The organism is Prevotella sp. oral taxon 475, assembly GCF_018127805.1.
In the GTDB taxonomy this organism is placed as follows: Bacteria; Bacteroidota; Bacteroidia; order Bacteroidales; family Bacteroidaceae; genus Prevotella.
Genome location: NZ_CP072334.1, coordinates 1,229,249 through 1,242,786, shown reverse-complemented (window position 1 = coordinate 1,242,786; position 13,538 = coordinate 1,229,249). Strand labels below are relative to the sequence as shown.

At 52.3% G+C, this 13,538-nt stretch carries 12 protein-coding genes; 8 read left to right on the top strand and 4 right to left on the bottom strand.

Annotated features, from left to right (window positions below; genetic code table 11):
• Positions 1-300: 300 nt before the first annotated feature.
• From J5A66_RS04850 to J5A66_RS04830, 5 genes are all read left to right on the top strand, one after another.
• Positions 301-1,038 (top strand): NTP transferase domain-containing protein, encoded by a 738-nt coding sequence (locus tag J5A66_RS04850; protein ID WP_211791337.1) that lies wholly within the window; start codon positions 301-303, stop codon positions 1,036-1,038.
• Complete coding sequence (locus J5A66_RS04845) at positions 1,016-1,831, top strand: hypothetical protein (protein ID WP_211791336.1); 816 nt, start codon at positions 1,016-1,018, stop codon at positions 1,829-1,831. The genes J5A66_RS04850 and J5A66_RS04845 overlap by 23 nt, the downstream gene beginning before the upstream one ends.
• Positions 1,828-2,766: a CDP-alcohol phosphatidyltransferase family protein gene (locus J5A66_RS04840; RefSeq protein ID WP_211791335.1), complete on the top strand. Its 939-nt coding sequence runs from the start codon at positions 1,828-1,830 to the stop codon at positions 2,764-2,766. Before J5A66_RS04845 ends, J5A66_RS04840 begins: the two co-directional genes overlap by 4 nt.
• A gap of 120 nt (positions 2,767-2,886) precedes the next feature.
• The gene (locus tag J5A66_RS04835; protein ID WP_211791334.1) at positions 2,887-3,669 is read left to right on the top strand and encodes an HAD family hydrolase; all 783 of its coding nucleotides are present in this window, start codon (positions 2,887-2,889) and stop codon (positions 3,667-3,669) included.
• A gap of 396 nt (positions 3,670-4,065) precedes the next feature.
• Entirely contained in the window at positions 4,066-6,639 is a 2,574-nt protein-coding gene (locus J5A66_RS04830) for a DUF5686 and carboxypeptidase-like regulatory domain-containing protein (protein ID WP_249110046.1), read from the top strand.
• An 18-nt stretch (positions 6,640-6,657) separates the two neighbouring features.
• Here J5A66_RS04830 and J5A66_RS04825 read toward each other — a convergent pair whose 3' ends face one another.
• The 4 genes from J5A66_RS04825 to J5A66_RS04810 all read right to left on the bottom strand — a co-directional run bounded on the left by J5A66_RS04825 (position 6,658) and on the right by J5A66_RS04810 (position 10,040).
• Positions 6,658-6,963, bottom strand: coding sequence for a hypothetical protein (locus J5A66_RS04825; protein WP_211791332.1), 306 nt, complete (start codon positions 6,961-6,963; stop codon positions 6,658-6,660).
• Entirely contained in the window at positions 6,964-7,827 is an 864-nt protein-coding gene (locus J5A66_RS04820; RefSeq protein WP_211791433.1) for an N-acetylmuramoyl-L-alanine amidase-like domain-containing protein, read from the bottom strand. It abuts the gene before it with no gap.
• A gap of 75 nt (positions 7,828-7,902) precedes the next feature.
• Complete coding sequence (locus tag J5A66_RS04815; protein WP_211791331.1) at positions 7,903-9,051, bottom strand: DUF4421 domain-containing protein; 1,149 nt, start codon at positions 9,049-9,051, stop codon at positions 7,903-7,905.
• Positions 9,052-9,056: 5 nt separating this feature from the next.
• Positions 9,057-10,040, bottom strand: a complete 984-nt coding sequence (locus tag J5A66_RS04810) for a Gfo/Idh/MocA family protein (RefSeq protein ID WP_211791330.1) — start codon at positions 10,038-10,040, stop codon at positions 9,057-9,059.
• Positions 10,041-10,349: 309 nt separating this feature from the next.
• On the opposite strand from J5A66_RS04810, the gene kdsA reads away from it, so the two are divergent.
• Genes kdsA through J5A66_RS04795 form a run of 3 tightly spaced genes read left to right on the top strand, consistent with a single transcriptional unit; the run spans position 10,350 to position 13,404 of the window.
• Positions 10,350-11,120 carry a 3-deoxy-8-phosphooctulonate synthase gene (gene kdsA / locus J5A66_RS04805; RefSeq protein WP_211791329.1) on the top strand — a complete coding sequence of 257 codons (771 nt, stop codon included), beginning with the start codon at positions 10,350-10,352 and terminating at the stop codon, positions 11,118-11,120.
• A 22-nt stretch (positions 11,121-11,142) separates the two neighbouring features.
• Positions 11,143-12,114: an SIS domain-containing protein gene (locus J5A66_RS04800; RefSeq protein WP_211791328.1), complete on the top strand. Its 972-nt coding sequence runs from the start codon at positions 11,143-11,145 to the stop codon at positions 12,112-12,114.
• A 12-nt stretch (positions 12,115-12,126) separates the two neighbouring features.
• Positions 12,127-13,404, top strand: coding sequence for a phosphatidylserine/phosphatidylglycerophosphate/cardiolipin synthase family protein (locus tag J5A66_RS04795; protein WP_211791327.1), 1,278 nt, complete (start codon positions 12,127-12,129; stop codon positions 13,402-13,404).
• Positions 13,405-13,538 lie beyond the last annotated feature (134 nt).

The window sequence follows — 13,538 nt, the reverse complement described above, 5'->3', positions numbered from 1 at the left end:
CTCCTTACTACTCCCCCCTTTCCTCCTTACTACTTCCCTCCTTACTTCTTACTACTTCTCTCCTTACTCCTCCATCTCTTAGCTTTTGCCTTGCGTTTTCTTAGCTTTTGCATCGCGTTTTCTTAGCTTTTAGCGTGCATTTTCTTAGCTTTTGCAAATTGCATGTAAAGAGCCTGACACACATAAAAATAGCTTAAAAGTTTTCTGTTGTCGCAAGTAATCTCTACCTTTGTCAAGAAATCACCGTTGAAAAGAGCCTAAAAGCCCTCTCAACAACGAAAAGACAGAAGAAAATTATCGATGAAATATGCAATCATAGCGGCGGGAGAGGGTTCGCGTTTGGCGCAAGAGGGCGTCGAACAGCCCAAACCGCTGGTGAAGATTGGCGGAGAATGTCTTGTCAACAGATTGCTGCGAATCTTCATGGAGAACAAAGCGGAAGAGATTCTCGTGATTTGCAACGATCGTACAAGGCTTGTTTCCGAGCATCTGGATGACATCCGACGCAAAGGTTTGGACGGAATTCAGATACCGTTGAAGGTGGTGGTGAAGAGCACACCCAGCTCAATGCACAGTTTTTTCGAACTGAGCAGCCACTTAGAAGGTTCGCCTTTCATACTCACCACCGTCGACACGATTTTCAATGAAAAAGAGTTTACCCAATACGTGTCGGTATTCCTTCGAGTGGTGAACAAGGGAGGAGACGGACTCATGGGCGTCACCAGCTTCATCGATGATGAAAAGCCCCTCTATGTGGCTACGGACGAGGCGTTGAACATCACGGGATTTTATGATGAAAGTCGCTCCGACTGCCGCTATATCTCGGGGGGCATTTATGGACTGACACCCATTGCACTCGGCACTTTACGCTCGTGCATCGCGCGGGGTGAGAGCCGCATGCGCAATTTTCAGCGGGCTTTGGTGGCCGATGGATGCTGCCTGCGGGCTTATCCGCTAACGAAGGTGCTCGACATCGACCATGCCGGCGATATTCAAAAGGCAGAGAATTTTCTCCATGAACAGTGTTTGGGCCGTTAGACGCGATGATGTTTTCTCACCGAATTCGGTGGAGGCCGACCGCAACATCTTGCTTTCTGTGCTCGAACGGTTAGGGGCAGACAGCAGTCGGCTCGTAGACGAACGGGATTTGACGGCTGCACACACGGCCGAGATTTATCTTTCGATGGCTCGAAGGCCGCAGACGTTGGCTATTTTGAGAGAGAAAGAGCGGCAAGGGGCGGTGGTTGTCAATGCCACGGCGGGTGTCTTGGCTTGTTCGCGCAGCGAGTTGGAGAGACTGATGCGGCGTGAGCATCTCCCCACAGCACCCATCGAAGGGCCGAACGGCTACTGGGTGAAACGCGGAGATGCTGCAGCGCAGAGCAAAGACGACGTAGTGTTTTGCGCCGACAAAGCCGAACGGGAGGCGTGCATCGAGCATTTCCGACGCAGAGGGATAGCCGATGTTGTGGCGACGGCCCATGTGCGGGGCGATGTGGTGAAGTTTTACGGCGTGGAGGGTGGCTTTTTCCGCTATTACTATCCTGCCGACGATGGACGTTCGAAGTTCGGCGACGAACGCAGAAATGGTTCTGCACACCACTATCCCTTCGACATCGAGGCCTTACAGACGGCAGCCACTACGCTGTCGCGACTCCTACCGATAGAGGTTTTCGGCGGAGATGCCATCGTGGAGGAGACGGGACGTTTCTCGATTATCGACTTTAACGACTGGCCCAGCTTTTCCCGCTGTCGCCAAGAGGCCGCCGAGGCCATCGAAAACTTAGTGCGCGAGAGAATAGCGAAAAAGAAAACAATCCATCTGAGATGAAAAGGAGTTTTAAGAATTTGCTGCACGACTCGATAAAATCGAGCGATACCGAGGAGACCATCGACGTGTATTTCACACGCCCTATCGGTCTGCTCTTCGCCCTTTTTTGGAATCGGCTGGGCGTACATCCCAACGCCATCACCGTGCTTTCTATTTTCTTGGGCGCGGGGGCAGGTTATCTATTCCACTTTGCCGACCTTTGGCATAACCTTTTGGGAGTGTTGCTGTTGATGTTGGCCAACTTTTGCGACTCTACCGACGGACAAATGGCTCGCCTCTCGGGCAAGCGGACGCTCTTAGGGCGGGTGCTCGACGGATTCTCGGGCGACGTTTGGTTTGTCTGTATCTATACGGGCATTTGTCTGCGGATGCAGAACACGCCGATGCCTTACACCGACATGAGATGGGGAATGTGGATTTGGGTGCTCTCGGGTGTGGCTGGTTTCTTGTGCCACGCTCCTCAAAGTTCGCTGGCCGACTATTACCGACAGATTCACCTCTTCTTTCTCAAGGGTCGGGAGGGGAGCGAACTGGACAGCTACCGGCAGCAACGAGCCATTTATGAGTCGTTGCCGCGCCGCGGAGAGTGGTTCAAAAAGCTGTTCTACTACAACTACGCCAACTACTGTTGCAGTCAGGAGCGGCGCACACCGCAGTTCCAACGCTTCTTCGCCGAACTGAAATCGCGTTTTTCCTCGCCCGAGAATATATCTCGGGAATTGCGTGAGAGGTTTCTCCGAGGCAGTAGACCGCTGATGAAATACACCAATATCCTCACCTTCAACGTCCGTGCCATCTGTCTCTACATCACGTGTTTGGCCAACTGTCCGTGGGTTTATCCGCTATTCGAAATCACTGTTCTGAGCGTCGTTTATATCCACATGCACCGCCGACACGAGGAACTCTGCAAGGAGTTAAGGGAGGAAATAGAGTGAAAGAGCAAAGGAATGAAAGGGAGTGAGGGAGTGAGAAGAAGTGAAGGTGTGAAAACATTCGTTTTTTAATATAGAAAATAGAGAGTGTTCAAAGAGAGAAGGAATAAAAAAGAAGAAAGAATGCAACCCATAACAAAAGAAAATAGCTTGGCCGACATCCGTGGTCTGATCTTCGACTACGGCGGAACGCTCGATACCTCCGGACGACATTGGGCTCGAGTGATGGAGCAAGCCTATCGCGACGAAAATATACCGGCGAACGAGGATTCGTTTCGACAGGCCTACATTCATGCCGAACGCACGCTGGGACGCACGCCCCTCATCAAGCCCGACTTTAGTTTTCGGCAGACGCTTGCCCTCAAACTGCAATTGCAGATGGAAGAATTGCGCCGCATAGGGGCCTGGCTTCCCGATGATGAAGAGCTGGAGAGAAAACACCGAGCCGTGCTCGACCGTCTCTATAAAAAGGTAAAGGAAACCACGACGCAGAGTCGTCGCATCCTGGAAAGGCTCGGACAAGACCGCCCACTGGTGCTGGTGAGCAACTTCTACGGTAATTTGACTCGGGTGTTGAGCGAGATGGGGCTCGACCATCTTTTCCAGAACGTTATCGAGTCGGCCGTGGTCGGTGTTCGAAAACCCGACCCGCGCATCTTTTCCTTAGGCGTCGAGGCCTTGGGATTCAAAGCCGATGAAGTGCTGGTGGTGGGCGACAGTTTCGAGAAAGACATTCTTCCGGCTCGGGAAGTGGGCTGCCGCACAGTCTGGTTCAAGGGCGAGGGATGGACAGAAGAGACGGTCGACTCGACACTACCCCATGTCATCATCGACCGTTTGGATCAGCTTCTACCCCTCATGTCAGCCTCGATCCCGACTTCTCCTTTAAGAAAGCCTCCGCTCTAAGGCTCATAACCCTCCGGTAAAACCTTCCCGATCAATCATCGGAGGGCATCAAACGCCAGTTACGCCGACATAAAATATTTTTCCATCACGGAGAGCCCAGCGGTGAAAAAATAAATTATTTTCCCGCTACGAAAGGTTCTGCGGCTTGAAAATAGATTATTTTATCGTCGCGGAGAGCCCAATGGAGAAAAAATAAAATATTTTTCCGTCACGGAGAGTTCAGCAGCGAGAAAATAAAATATTTCCCCTCCTCGGAGCATTTCTCACGCCATAAAATATTTCAGCAGACGGTTCAAACCGTTCGAAAGCGAGTAAAAAACAACCGAATTTCACAGATTGACAACAGGTAACAAAAGAATGATTAGATTCCTCCTCACAACACTGATCTCCATACTCATGCTGCCCGTCGCAGCACAAGACTTCTCTACCGCTCCACCACAGGCGGTGATAACGGGCGTGGTGACCAACGCCATCACCGGCGACACTCTCTCGCTGCCCAGTATTGCCTACAAAGGCCATGGCATAGCCGTCTCGGGCAACACACAGGGGTACTTCCGCATCCCACGACGCGAGGGATGGACACTCACCATCAGTGCCGTGGGTTATCAACCCAAAACCATTGCCGTGAAATCGGGTACACCCTCCGTGCTCAATATTCGGCTCAGACCCGACACACGACAGATTGCCGAGGTGGTGGTGCGGGAAAAACGTAGTCGGTATTCCCGCAAAAACAACCCGGCCGTAGAACTCATGAAGCGCGTCATCGCCGCCAAGAAACGCACTCGGCTCGACAATCATGACTTTTACCAATACACCAAGTATCAAAAACTGACCCTCGCCCTCAACGACCTCACACCGGCACAACTCGACAGCGGCTTCATCGGTAAGCGACGGTGGATGCTCGACCACGTGGAAGTCTGCCCCTACAACGACAAACTCATCTTGCCCGTGTCGGTAGACGAAACGGTGACACAACATCTCTATCGAAAAAATCCGCGAAGCGAGAAAAATATCATCACCGGACAAAGCAGTACGGGTATCAACCAGCTTATCGAGACGGGCGATATGCTCAACACGTTGCTCAAAGACGTCTTTACCGACATCGACATCTACGACGACCAGGTGCGACTGCTGCAACATACCATCACCAGTCCGATAGGCAATGGAGCCATCAGCTTCTATCGCTATTACATCGAAGACACCGTTCTCGTAGACCGCGATCTGTGCTATCACCTCCAATTTCTGCCCAATAATCAGCAAGACTTCGGTTTCCGCGGCGAACTCTACATTCTGGCCGATTCCTCTCTACACGTCAAACGCTGCCATCTCACCATCCCCACCCGCAGTAATGTCAACTTCATAGAGAACCTTCAGGTACAACAAGCCTACACTCGTCTGCCTAACGGCGAATGGGCTCTGAGCACAGACGACATGGTAGTGGAACTGAAAGTGAACAAACTCTTTTCGAAGTGCATCGTCATCCGTACCACACGCCTCGACGATTACACTTTCGAGCCTCTGCCCGCCCGCCTCTTCAAAGGTCGGGCCAAAGAACGACACGAGGCCGACGCCTTGATGCGCAACGAAGATTTTTGGAAACGATACCGAGCGGTGGAACTCACCAAGAGCGAATCGTCGATGGATGAATTCGTGCGCCGCATCCAACAGATCAAAGGTTTTAAGTATATCCTCTTCGGAGCGAAGGCACTGATCGAGAATTTCGTCGAGACCGGCTCCAAAGAGCATCCCAGCCGGGTGGACATCGGGCCCATCAACACGATGATCACCCAAAACTTCATCGACGGACTACGCACCCGCCTCAGTGCACAAACCACCGCCCATCTCAACAAACACTGGTTTGCCTCCGGCTACATCGCCCGCGGCTGGGGTAGCAAGAAGAATTATTATCGGGCCGAAGCCATCTACTCGTTCAACAAGAAAGAATATCTACCGCGCGAGTTTCCTCGCCGCACGCTCTCCTTCTCGTCCACCTACGACGTGATGTCGCCCTCCGACAAGTTTATGCGCACCGACAAAGATAACGTCTTCACCGCTCTGAAGTGGACCAAGGTAGACAAGATGATGTTTTACAATCGGCAGCAGCTCACCTTCGAACGCGAGGAAGACTGGGGGCTCAAAACCATCTTGAGCCTGAAAACCGAGGAGAATGAAGCCGCCGGAGCCCTCTTCTTCGAGCCGCTGAGCTATCCCGTTGCGCCTTTCATTGCGCCTGGAACCGACGTCGGCTGTCTGCTCCACAACGGGAAGATTCGCACCACCGAGGTGCATCTTGAGGTGGAACTCGCCCCCGGTCGCACCTATATCAACACCAAGCAGCGACGTTTGCCCATCAATCTCGATGCCCCCGTCTTCACCCTCTCGCACACGCTCGGCATCAAAGGTTTTCTCGGCGGCGACTATCGCTATAATCTCACCGAGGTGGGACTCTACAAACGTTTTTGGATGAGCAGTTGGGGGAAAATCGATGTCCGTCTCAATGCCGGTGCCCAATGGAACCGCGTTCCCTTTCTGTTGCTCATCATGCCTGCCGCCAATCTCTCGTACATCAAACAGAAGGGTACGTTCAGCTTGATGAACAACATGGAATTCCTCAACGACCGTTACGCCAGTTTCGACCTGAGCTGGGATATGAACGGGAAGATTTTCAACCGCGTCCCGCTGCTTCGAAAACTGAAGTGGCGCGAATTCATCGGCGTGAAAGGTCTGTGGGGAACGCTCACCTCGAAGAACAATCCCACCCTGGCAGAGAATGCCGGCAGTACGCTGCTGATGTATTTCCCCGAAGGTACCTATGTGATGAATCCCCGCCGCCCTTACCTCGAGGCAGTGGCCGGCGTGCACAACATTTTCAAGGTTTTTCATGTGGAATATGTGCACCGCATCAACTATAACCATCTTCCGACGGCCCACAAGCACGGCGTCCGCATTATGTTTCGAATGACGTTCTAACAGAAGCCCCCGACCCTCTCAGTTAGAGGGTCGGGGGGGACTTTCAAGCCTTCCAAGTAGTTGGAAGCTTTGTTTTTCCCATTTTTGAGCTTTCCAAGTAGTTGGAAGCTCTGTTTTTCTCATTTTTGAGCCTTCCAAGTAGTTGGAAGCTCTGTTTTTCTCATTTTCAAGCTTTCCAAGTAGTTGGAAGCTCTGTTTTTTCCATTTTTGAGCCTTCCGAGTAGTCGGAAGCTCTGTTTTTCTCATTTTTGAGCTTTCCGAGTAGTCGGAAGCTTTGTTTTTCTCATTTTCAAATTTTCGGCAGGGGCCGACTGCTTCTCTCAATTATTTCACGCGTACCACTCGGATGCCGAGCTGCGATGGCTGACGGTTCATATAAGCGCGCAGAGTGGGACGGTCTTCCACCACCCGATGCCGTAGCGAGGAGGCATGAAGCAGATGCAGCCCGTCGGCTTTCCAAACGGCGATACCGATGTGACTGGTGTCGAGCCCTGCCCGCGAGGTGACGATGGCCAGAATGTCGCCATCCGCAATCGCTTGTCGACAGACGGGCGTGTTGCCGATTTCGTGTTTGGGAATGTAACGCACTTGTAAGCCCGAGAGCCGCTCCTCCATCGCCCGGATAGGCTGCACCCAGGCGGGATGAGCCCGCAACATGGGATACAGCTCGGGATGACGGCTCATGTAGTCGATTCGCAGTGTTTGCAGCGCCGTAAAAGGTTTCTGTTTCCATTTCACTTCGCCCACGTAGCCCATCGCCGTGTTGTCGGCAATCCACTCCGAGAAATAATGTAGGCGGGCGGGATAGGCTACCTCACCGTTGCGGTAGCGAACGAACTGCAAGAAACGGCAGAAGTCGGCGAAAGTTGTTTTTCCATTACGAGCGCATAGCGTCAGGGCCAGAACGGTTTCGACGAACGTGGTACAGTCCAACTCTTGCAGGTTCACGACAAGCTGCTCGGTGCTGTTCCGCTCCAGCGTGCCGCCCACATAAGGAATGCCCAGAAATTTGCGGGCGAAGTGGAGCATAAGTCGGCCTGAGGCTGACGAAGATCTGAGGTGGGCGTCGCCTTGGACCTCGACGAGCCATTTCACCACCTGAGCACTGTCTCGTTTTACATATTGCGGCGTGGCGGCTCGACCGGTAAGAGTAGCAAAGAGGAGCGTCGGGAGCAACATCCGGAACATTCTCTTCCTAACAAACAATGGGATGGAGATTCTTTGTTTCATCATTTCTGTTTTTACGGTTGTAGGGAGAAAGCCTCATCGGCTGCGTTTCCCAAAATTATACCCCACGTAGAAGTTGAGGTTGCCAAACATATTGTTGGTCGAGAATCGGCTTTTCCGATAGTTGTAGGCGTGAAGAATGGCACTGGCTCCGGCATACCAGCGTGAGTTGTTCCAGACGAGGGCAAACCGGCCCACACCGTCGACGGCCATACTGTTGAAGAGGAATTCGCGGAAAGAGGTTTTCTCGTTCTCAACGTCGCCGGTGGTTCGTTTGTAGCCCAGTCCGAGCGAGAGCGACCCTGCCAACAGCCAGTTGCGGGCAAAGGCCCAGTTGTAGCCATAGCCGGCCGAGAGGGAGATGTCGGTATAATTCACCCTTCCGAAAGAGGCACTGTCGGCCGGAATGAGGTGGGTGTTGGTCAGTCTGAGTCGATTGGCGAGAAGTCCGTCAAGCTGACCGATGTCAATGCTCAACCGGTGGCGAGTATAACCCATGCCGATCAGCATACTGCCCACGCTGCGCCGCTGGATGGTGCTCTGACTGAAAGCGGCGGGATAGGAAAACCGACGGTGGTTGAAAATGTAGTAGAGGTTGAACCCCCGAATGCTGGCTTCGAATCCGTTGAAAGGGGCTCCGAGGATGGGTGCGGGGTCTACTTTCTCGTTGAACGAAATGCTTTTGATTTTATAGTTGTTACCGGTGCTGCGGTAGAAGAAATCAACCCCGATTTGCGAACTGTAGAAGCTCAGGTCGAACTCTTCCTTGTTATTGCCAGAGAGTCGTCTCAGTCCGACGGTGTAGCCCAGGAACACCCATCGCCAACCCACGTAAGGTCCGAGCTTAACAGTAGGCTCGGGAGCAAAAGTAACCGAAAAGCCGTCGTTGGTGTTGAGTCGGTAGAGCTCGTAGGTGTTAGTGTTTTGAAGCATCACGGTGAAGTTGTATTTCTGTGGTTCGACGTAGTGCGTATCCACTCGACTGAAGTCTTTAACAAACTCGTAGAGTGCTCCCCCTACCCGTTTGAGGAAAGGCTTTTTCTTGCCGGTAGAGATAACCGACGTCGCGCTATCTCCCGTCAAAGGTATCGGCACATTGCCTGCAGCCGCAACTGCCGAAGCAAGCCATAGGAGAAGGGCCAGGCAGCCCCGCCATCGAGACGTCTTCCACGTTGAGTTCCTCATCCGCATCAGAATTTATTGAGAATCCGGTCCATCACCCAGTTCACCGGTGTAGCACTCACCGAGGTACAGTCGCACCTACCGATGCCCTGCAAATCTTCTATCACAGAGCGGATAATGGGCAGTTGGACATAGGGCGGATTGTCGATGGCGATGCTCGTAGCTCCCTCGGTAGTGACGAGCTGGATGGGGTCGTAGGTATAAACAGAGAAAGAGAGTCGACCGCCGTCACCAATCACTTCGATGCGATCTTCCTTGGCACTCTGATGCCCGATGAAACACCAACTGCCACTACCCACCACGCCGCTGTCGAACTCGAAGACCGCACTCACCGTATCCTCCACCTTATAGAGTTGTGCTCGATTGGCACAATAACCGTGTGCGCGGGTGATAACGCCGAAGAGATTTTGAATGAGGTCGAGCTGATGAGGAGCCAGATCGTAGAAATAGCCACCACCGGCCACATCGGGTTGCAATCGCCAGGGCAGAGCATTGCCCAAAGCACGATCGAGGTCGCGCGGGGGAACGGAGAAACGGATCTGCACGTTAGCGATACGCCCGAGCACACCGCTGTCCACAATCTCTTTTACGCGGCGGAAGTAGGGCAGGTATCTTCGATAGTAGGCCACGAAACAGGGTACCCCCGTCTGTTCGCTCACGCGATTAATGCGCACACAGTCTTCGTAGCTCGCAGCCAGCGGCTTTTCAATATAGACGGGTTTTCCAGCCCTCATGGCCATCAAAGCGAAAGTAGCATGACTGGAGGGCGGCGTAGCGATATAGACGGCGTTGACCTCGGGGTCACCCACGAGTTCGTTCGGGTCGGTATACCATTTCCTAATTCGGTGTCGTTCGGCATACGATCGGGCTTTCTCCTCCGTTCGGCTCATCACAGCTTCCACGTGCGATCCCGCCACTTCGTTAAAAGCCGGGCCCGACTTTTTCTCTGTCACCTCGCCACAGCCAATAAATCCCCAATTAATTTCTTTCATCTTCCTATCTTTTTCTTTTTCATCTGCAAAAGTACGATTTTTTTGGGGAAGGAGGCTTCTTAGGAGTGAAGGAGTGAGAGGAATAAAAGGGAACAAAGACAAATGCTTCTTTGAGGAGTGAAAGAGTGAGAGGAGTAAAAAGAGTAAAGACAAATGTGTCTTTTAGGGATGAAAGAATTGAAGGAAATGTCTTAACTCCTTTTATTCCTTCACTCCTCCTTAAAAGAAATCTCCTTACTCCTAAAAAAATAATTCGTACCTTTGTACCATCCATTGAGACGGCCCTCGCCTCCAGAACAATAACACAACATGGAACAAACAGACAACAAAAAGCCCGTATTCGTAGCCGGACCCTGCGTCATCGAATCGCAAGAACTGCTCGACACCGTAGCCCAACAACTCGTTCAGATCAATACCCGCCTGGGCATTGACATCCTTTTCAAAGCCTCCTTCGACAAAGCCAACCGCACTTCGATCAGCTCCTTTCGAGGACCAGGCCTCGAGACTGGGCTCCAGATGCTGGCCAACGTCAAAGAACGATTCGGTCTACGCCTGCTCACCGACATCCACGAAGCCTGGCAAGCAAGAGAAGTCGCCCAAGTGGTGGACGTCATCCAAATACCCGCCTTTCTGTGTCGGCAAACCGATCTGCTCGTCGCCGCCGCACAAACCGGGAAAACGGTCAACATCAAAAAGGCACAATTCCTCAGCGCACACGACATGCGATACCCCGTAGAAAAGGCTCGAGACGCCGGGGCACACGACATATGGCTCACCGAACGAGGCAATTGCTTCGGGTATAACAATCTCGTGGTAGACTTCAGAAACATTCCCGACATGCACGACATCGTTTCCACCGTCATCATGGACTGCACACATAGTGTTCAACGACCCGGATCGGGAAATGGACACACCGGCGGCGACCGACGATTCATTCCCTCGATGGCACTCGCCGCCAAAGCGTTCGGTGCCACCGGATTCTTCTTCGAAGTGCATCCGCAACCCGACCAAGCCCTAAGCGATGGACCCAACATGCTCTACCTCGATCAACTTGAGGCTCTCCTCACCCAACTCCTCTAATCTCCCCTCAACAACAGCAAAAATGAACCAGTCAACCGACAGAATCAAAAATGTCAGAGCCTACGCTGCACAATGCCTCCGAGACGAGGCCCAAGCCCTGCTCGACCTCATCCCACAACTCGACCAACACTTCGATCAAGCCGTCGAAATGATGTTTCACTGCACCGGAAAGATCATCGTTACCGGTGTAGGCAAAAGCGGAAACATCGGAGCTAAAATCGCTGCCACCCTCTCCAGCACCGGCACACCAGCCTTCTTCATCAACCCACTCGACGTCTACCACGGCGATCTCGGCGTGATGACCTCCAACGATGTCATCCTCGCCTTGAGCAACTCCGGACAAACCGACGAACTCCTCCGCTTCATCCCCGCTATCCTGCGCCGCAATGTTCCCATCATCGGCATGAGCCGCAACCCACAATCGCTCCTGGCGAAATATAGCAACGCACACATCACTGTAAAAGTAGCCAAAGAAGCCTGCCCCCTCAACCTCGCACCCACGAGCAGTACCACTGCCGCACTGGCCATGGGAGATGCCTTGGCCGTTGCCCTCATGCAGGTGAGAAACTTCAAACCCAAAGACTTCGCTCAGTTTCATCCCGGAGGTGAACTCGGCAAACGTCTTCTCACCACCGCCCAAGACGTCATGCGCACCAACGATCTGCCCATCCTTCCCGGGAACATGCACCTGGGCGAAGCCATCATTCACGTAAGCAAAGGAAAACTGGGCCTGGGCGTTGCTCTCGAAAAAGGACAAATAGCAGGTCTCATCACCGATGGAGACATTCGCCGAGCCATGGAAAAATGGCAAGCAGAATTTTTCAATAAAACCGTGGCCGACATTATGACCACACACCCCAAGACGGTGCTTCCCACCACAAAAATTACCGATATCGAGGCCATCATGCAGCAATATAAAATCCACACCGTCCTCGTGGCCGACGAACAAAAAAAGCTACTCGGCGTGGTAGACCATTACAGCTGCATGCTTTAGTAAAGAGAAAAAATGAAGATAAGAAAAGGATTGAGAGTCATTTTCCTAACGATAGCTCTTCTGACAAGCATCTTTTGCCCGGCACAGACGGCCGATTCGCTCATCGTAGCCCAGATGCGGACAGAAGGTGTGAGGTTTTCGCACAACAATTCGGTGGTACTTCTAACAAGCGGTCAGGAGAAATTCGACGACCTCTTCACCGCTATCCGCCAAGCACAACACAGCGTTCACTTAGAATACTTTAATTTTCGCAACGACTCCATTGCTCATCTCCTCTTCCGCCTTTTAGAAGAGAAGGTGCAACAAGGTGTAAAGGTTCGGGCCTTGTTCGACGGATTCGGCAACGATTCCAACAATCGTCCTCTCAAAAAGAAGCATCTTCGTGAATTACGCGAGCGCGGAATCGAAATCTATGAGTTCGATCCTGTTCGTTTTCCCTGGATTAATCACGTGTTTCATCGCGACCATCGGAAAATCGTTGTCATCGATGGTAACATCGCTTATACCGGGGGAATGAACGTGGCCGACTATTATATAAAAGGCACAGAGGTCGTAGGCAGTTGGCGAGACATGCACTGTAGGATAGAGGGCGACGAGGTGAACACCCTTCAACGCATCTTTCTCAGAATATGGAACAAGGTAACTCATCAACACATTCATGGTCCCGAGTTCTATGAAGGTGGATTTCATACCGGTCGGTTTACCCATCTCAAGCCCGACACCTGCACGTCGGCAGGGCGAAAAATGGTGGGCATCATCAATCGCGAACCACATATCAGCAACAAAATTATCCGCAACTTTTATGCAAAAGCCATCGAAGACAGTCGGGATAGCATCAAGCTCATCAATCCTTACCTCACCCTGAACCGCCGTTTGAAGAAGGCTTTGCGCAATGCAGTGCGGCGAGGTGTGAAGGTAGAAATCATGGTTTCCACTCACAGCGACATCCCTCTGACCCCCGATTGCGTGTTCTACAATGTACACCGGCTCATGAAGCAGGGTGTAACCGTTTGGATGTACGAACCGGGATTTCATCACACCAAAATCATTACCGTAGATGGTCGGTTCTGTACTGTGGGCAGTGCCAACCTCAACGCCCGCAGCCTGCGGTTCGACTACGAAGAAAACGCTCTCATCATTGATCCGGAAACCACCCAACAGCTCTCCCGTCTCTTCGACAAAGACAAGGCCGACTGCTTTCAACTCACGCCACAAAGCTGGAACAAGTTTCGCAATCGATGGCAAAAATTTGTGGGATGGTTTGCCCATCTCTTAACTCCCTGGCTGTAAACCGGCCCGTGTAGCCACGCTCGTTGAGCCACAATCGCTTTTCTCCGGTTCGTTTTCCATCGCCAATCGGCCTACGCAGGTTCGAGACAAACTGAAATTCGTGTTTTCCATTGATCAAAGGAGGGCAGACGCTC

What these genes read in the sequence shown, in the direction of transcription:
- J5A66_RS04830 (WP_249110046.1), top strand. Translation starts at nt 4,066, where the DNA reads ATGCTGCCCGTCGCAGCACAAGACTTCTCTACCGCTCCACCACAGGCG.
- J5A66_RS04835 (WP_211791334.1), top strand. Translation starts at nt 2,887, where the DNA reads ATGCAACCCATAACAAAAGAAAATAGCTTGGCCGACATCCGTGGTCTG.
- J5A66_RS04845 (WP_211791336.1), top strand. Translation starts at nt 1,016, where the DNA reads ATGAACAGTGTTTGGGCCGTTAGACGCGATGATGTTTTCTCACCGAAT.
- J5A66_RS04815 (WP_211791331.1), bottom strand. Translation starts at nt 9,051, where the DNA reads ATGAGGAACTCAACGTGGAAGACGTCTCGATGGCGGGGCTGCCTGGCC.
- J5A66_RS04840 (WP_211791335.1), top strand. Translation starts at nt 1,828, where the DNA reads ATGAAAAGGAGTTTTAAGAATTTGCTGCACGACTCGATAAAATCGAGC.
- J5A66_RS04820 (WP_211791433.1), bottom strand. Translation starts at nt 7,827, where the DNA reads ATGTTCCGGATGTTGCTCCCGACGCTCCTCTTTGCTACTCTTACCGGT.
- J5A66_RS04800 (WP_211791328.1), top strand. Translation starts at nt 11,143, where the DNA reads ATGAACCAGTCAACCGACAGAATCAAAAATGTCAGAGCCTACGCTGCA.
- kdsA (WP_211791329.1), top strand. Translation starts at nt 10,350, where the DNA reads ATGGAACAAACAGACAACAAAAAGCCCGTATTCGTAGCCGGACCCTGC.
- J5A66_RS04810 (WP_211791330.1), bottom strand. Translation starts at nt 10,040, where the DNA reads ATGAAAGAAATTAATTGGGGATTTATTGGCTGTGGCGAGGTGACAGAG.
- J5A66_RS04850 (WP_211791337.1), top strand. Translation starts at nt 301, where the DNA reads ATGAAATATGCAATCATAGCGGCGGGAGAGGGTTCGCGTTTGGCGCAA.
- J5A66_RS04795 (WP_211791327.1), top strand. Translation starts at nt 12,127, where the DNA reads ATGAAGATAAGAAAAGGATTGAGAGTCATTTTCCTAACGATAGCTCTT.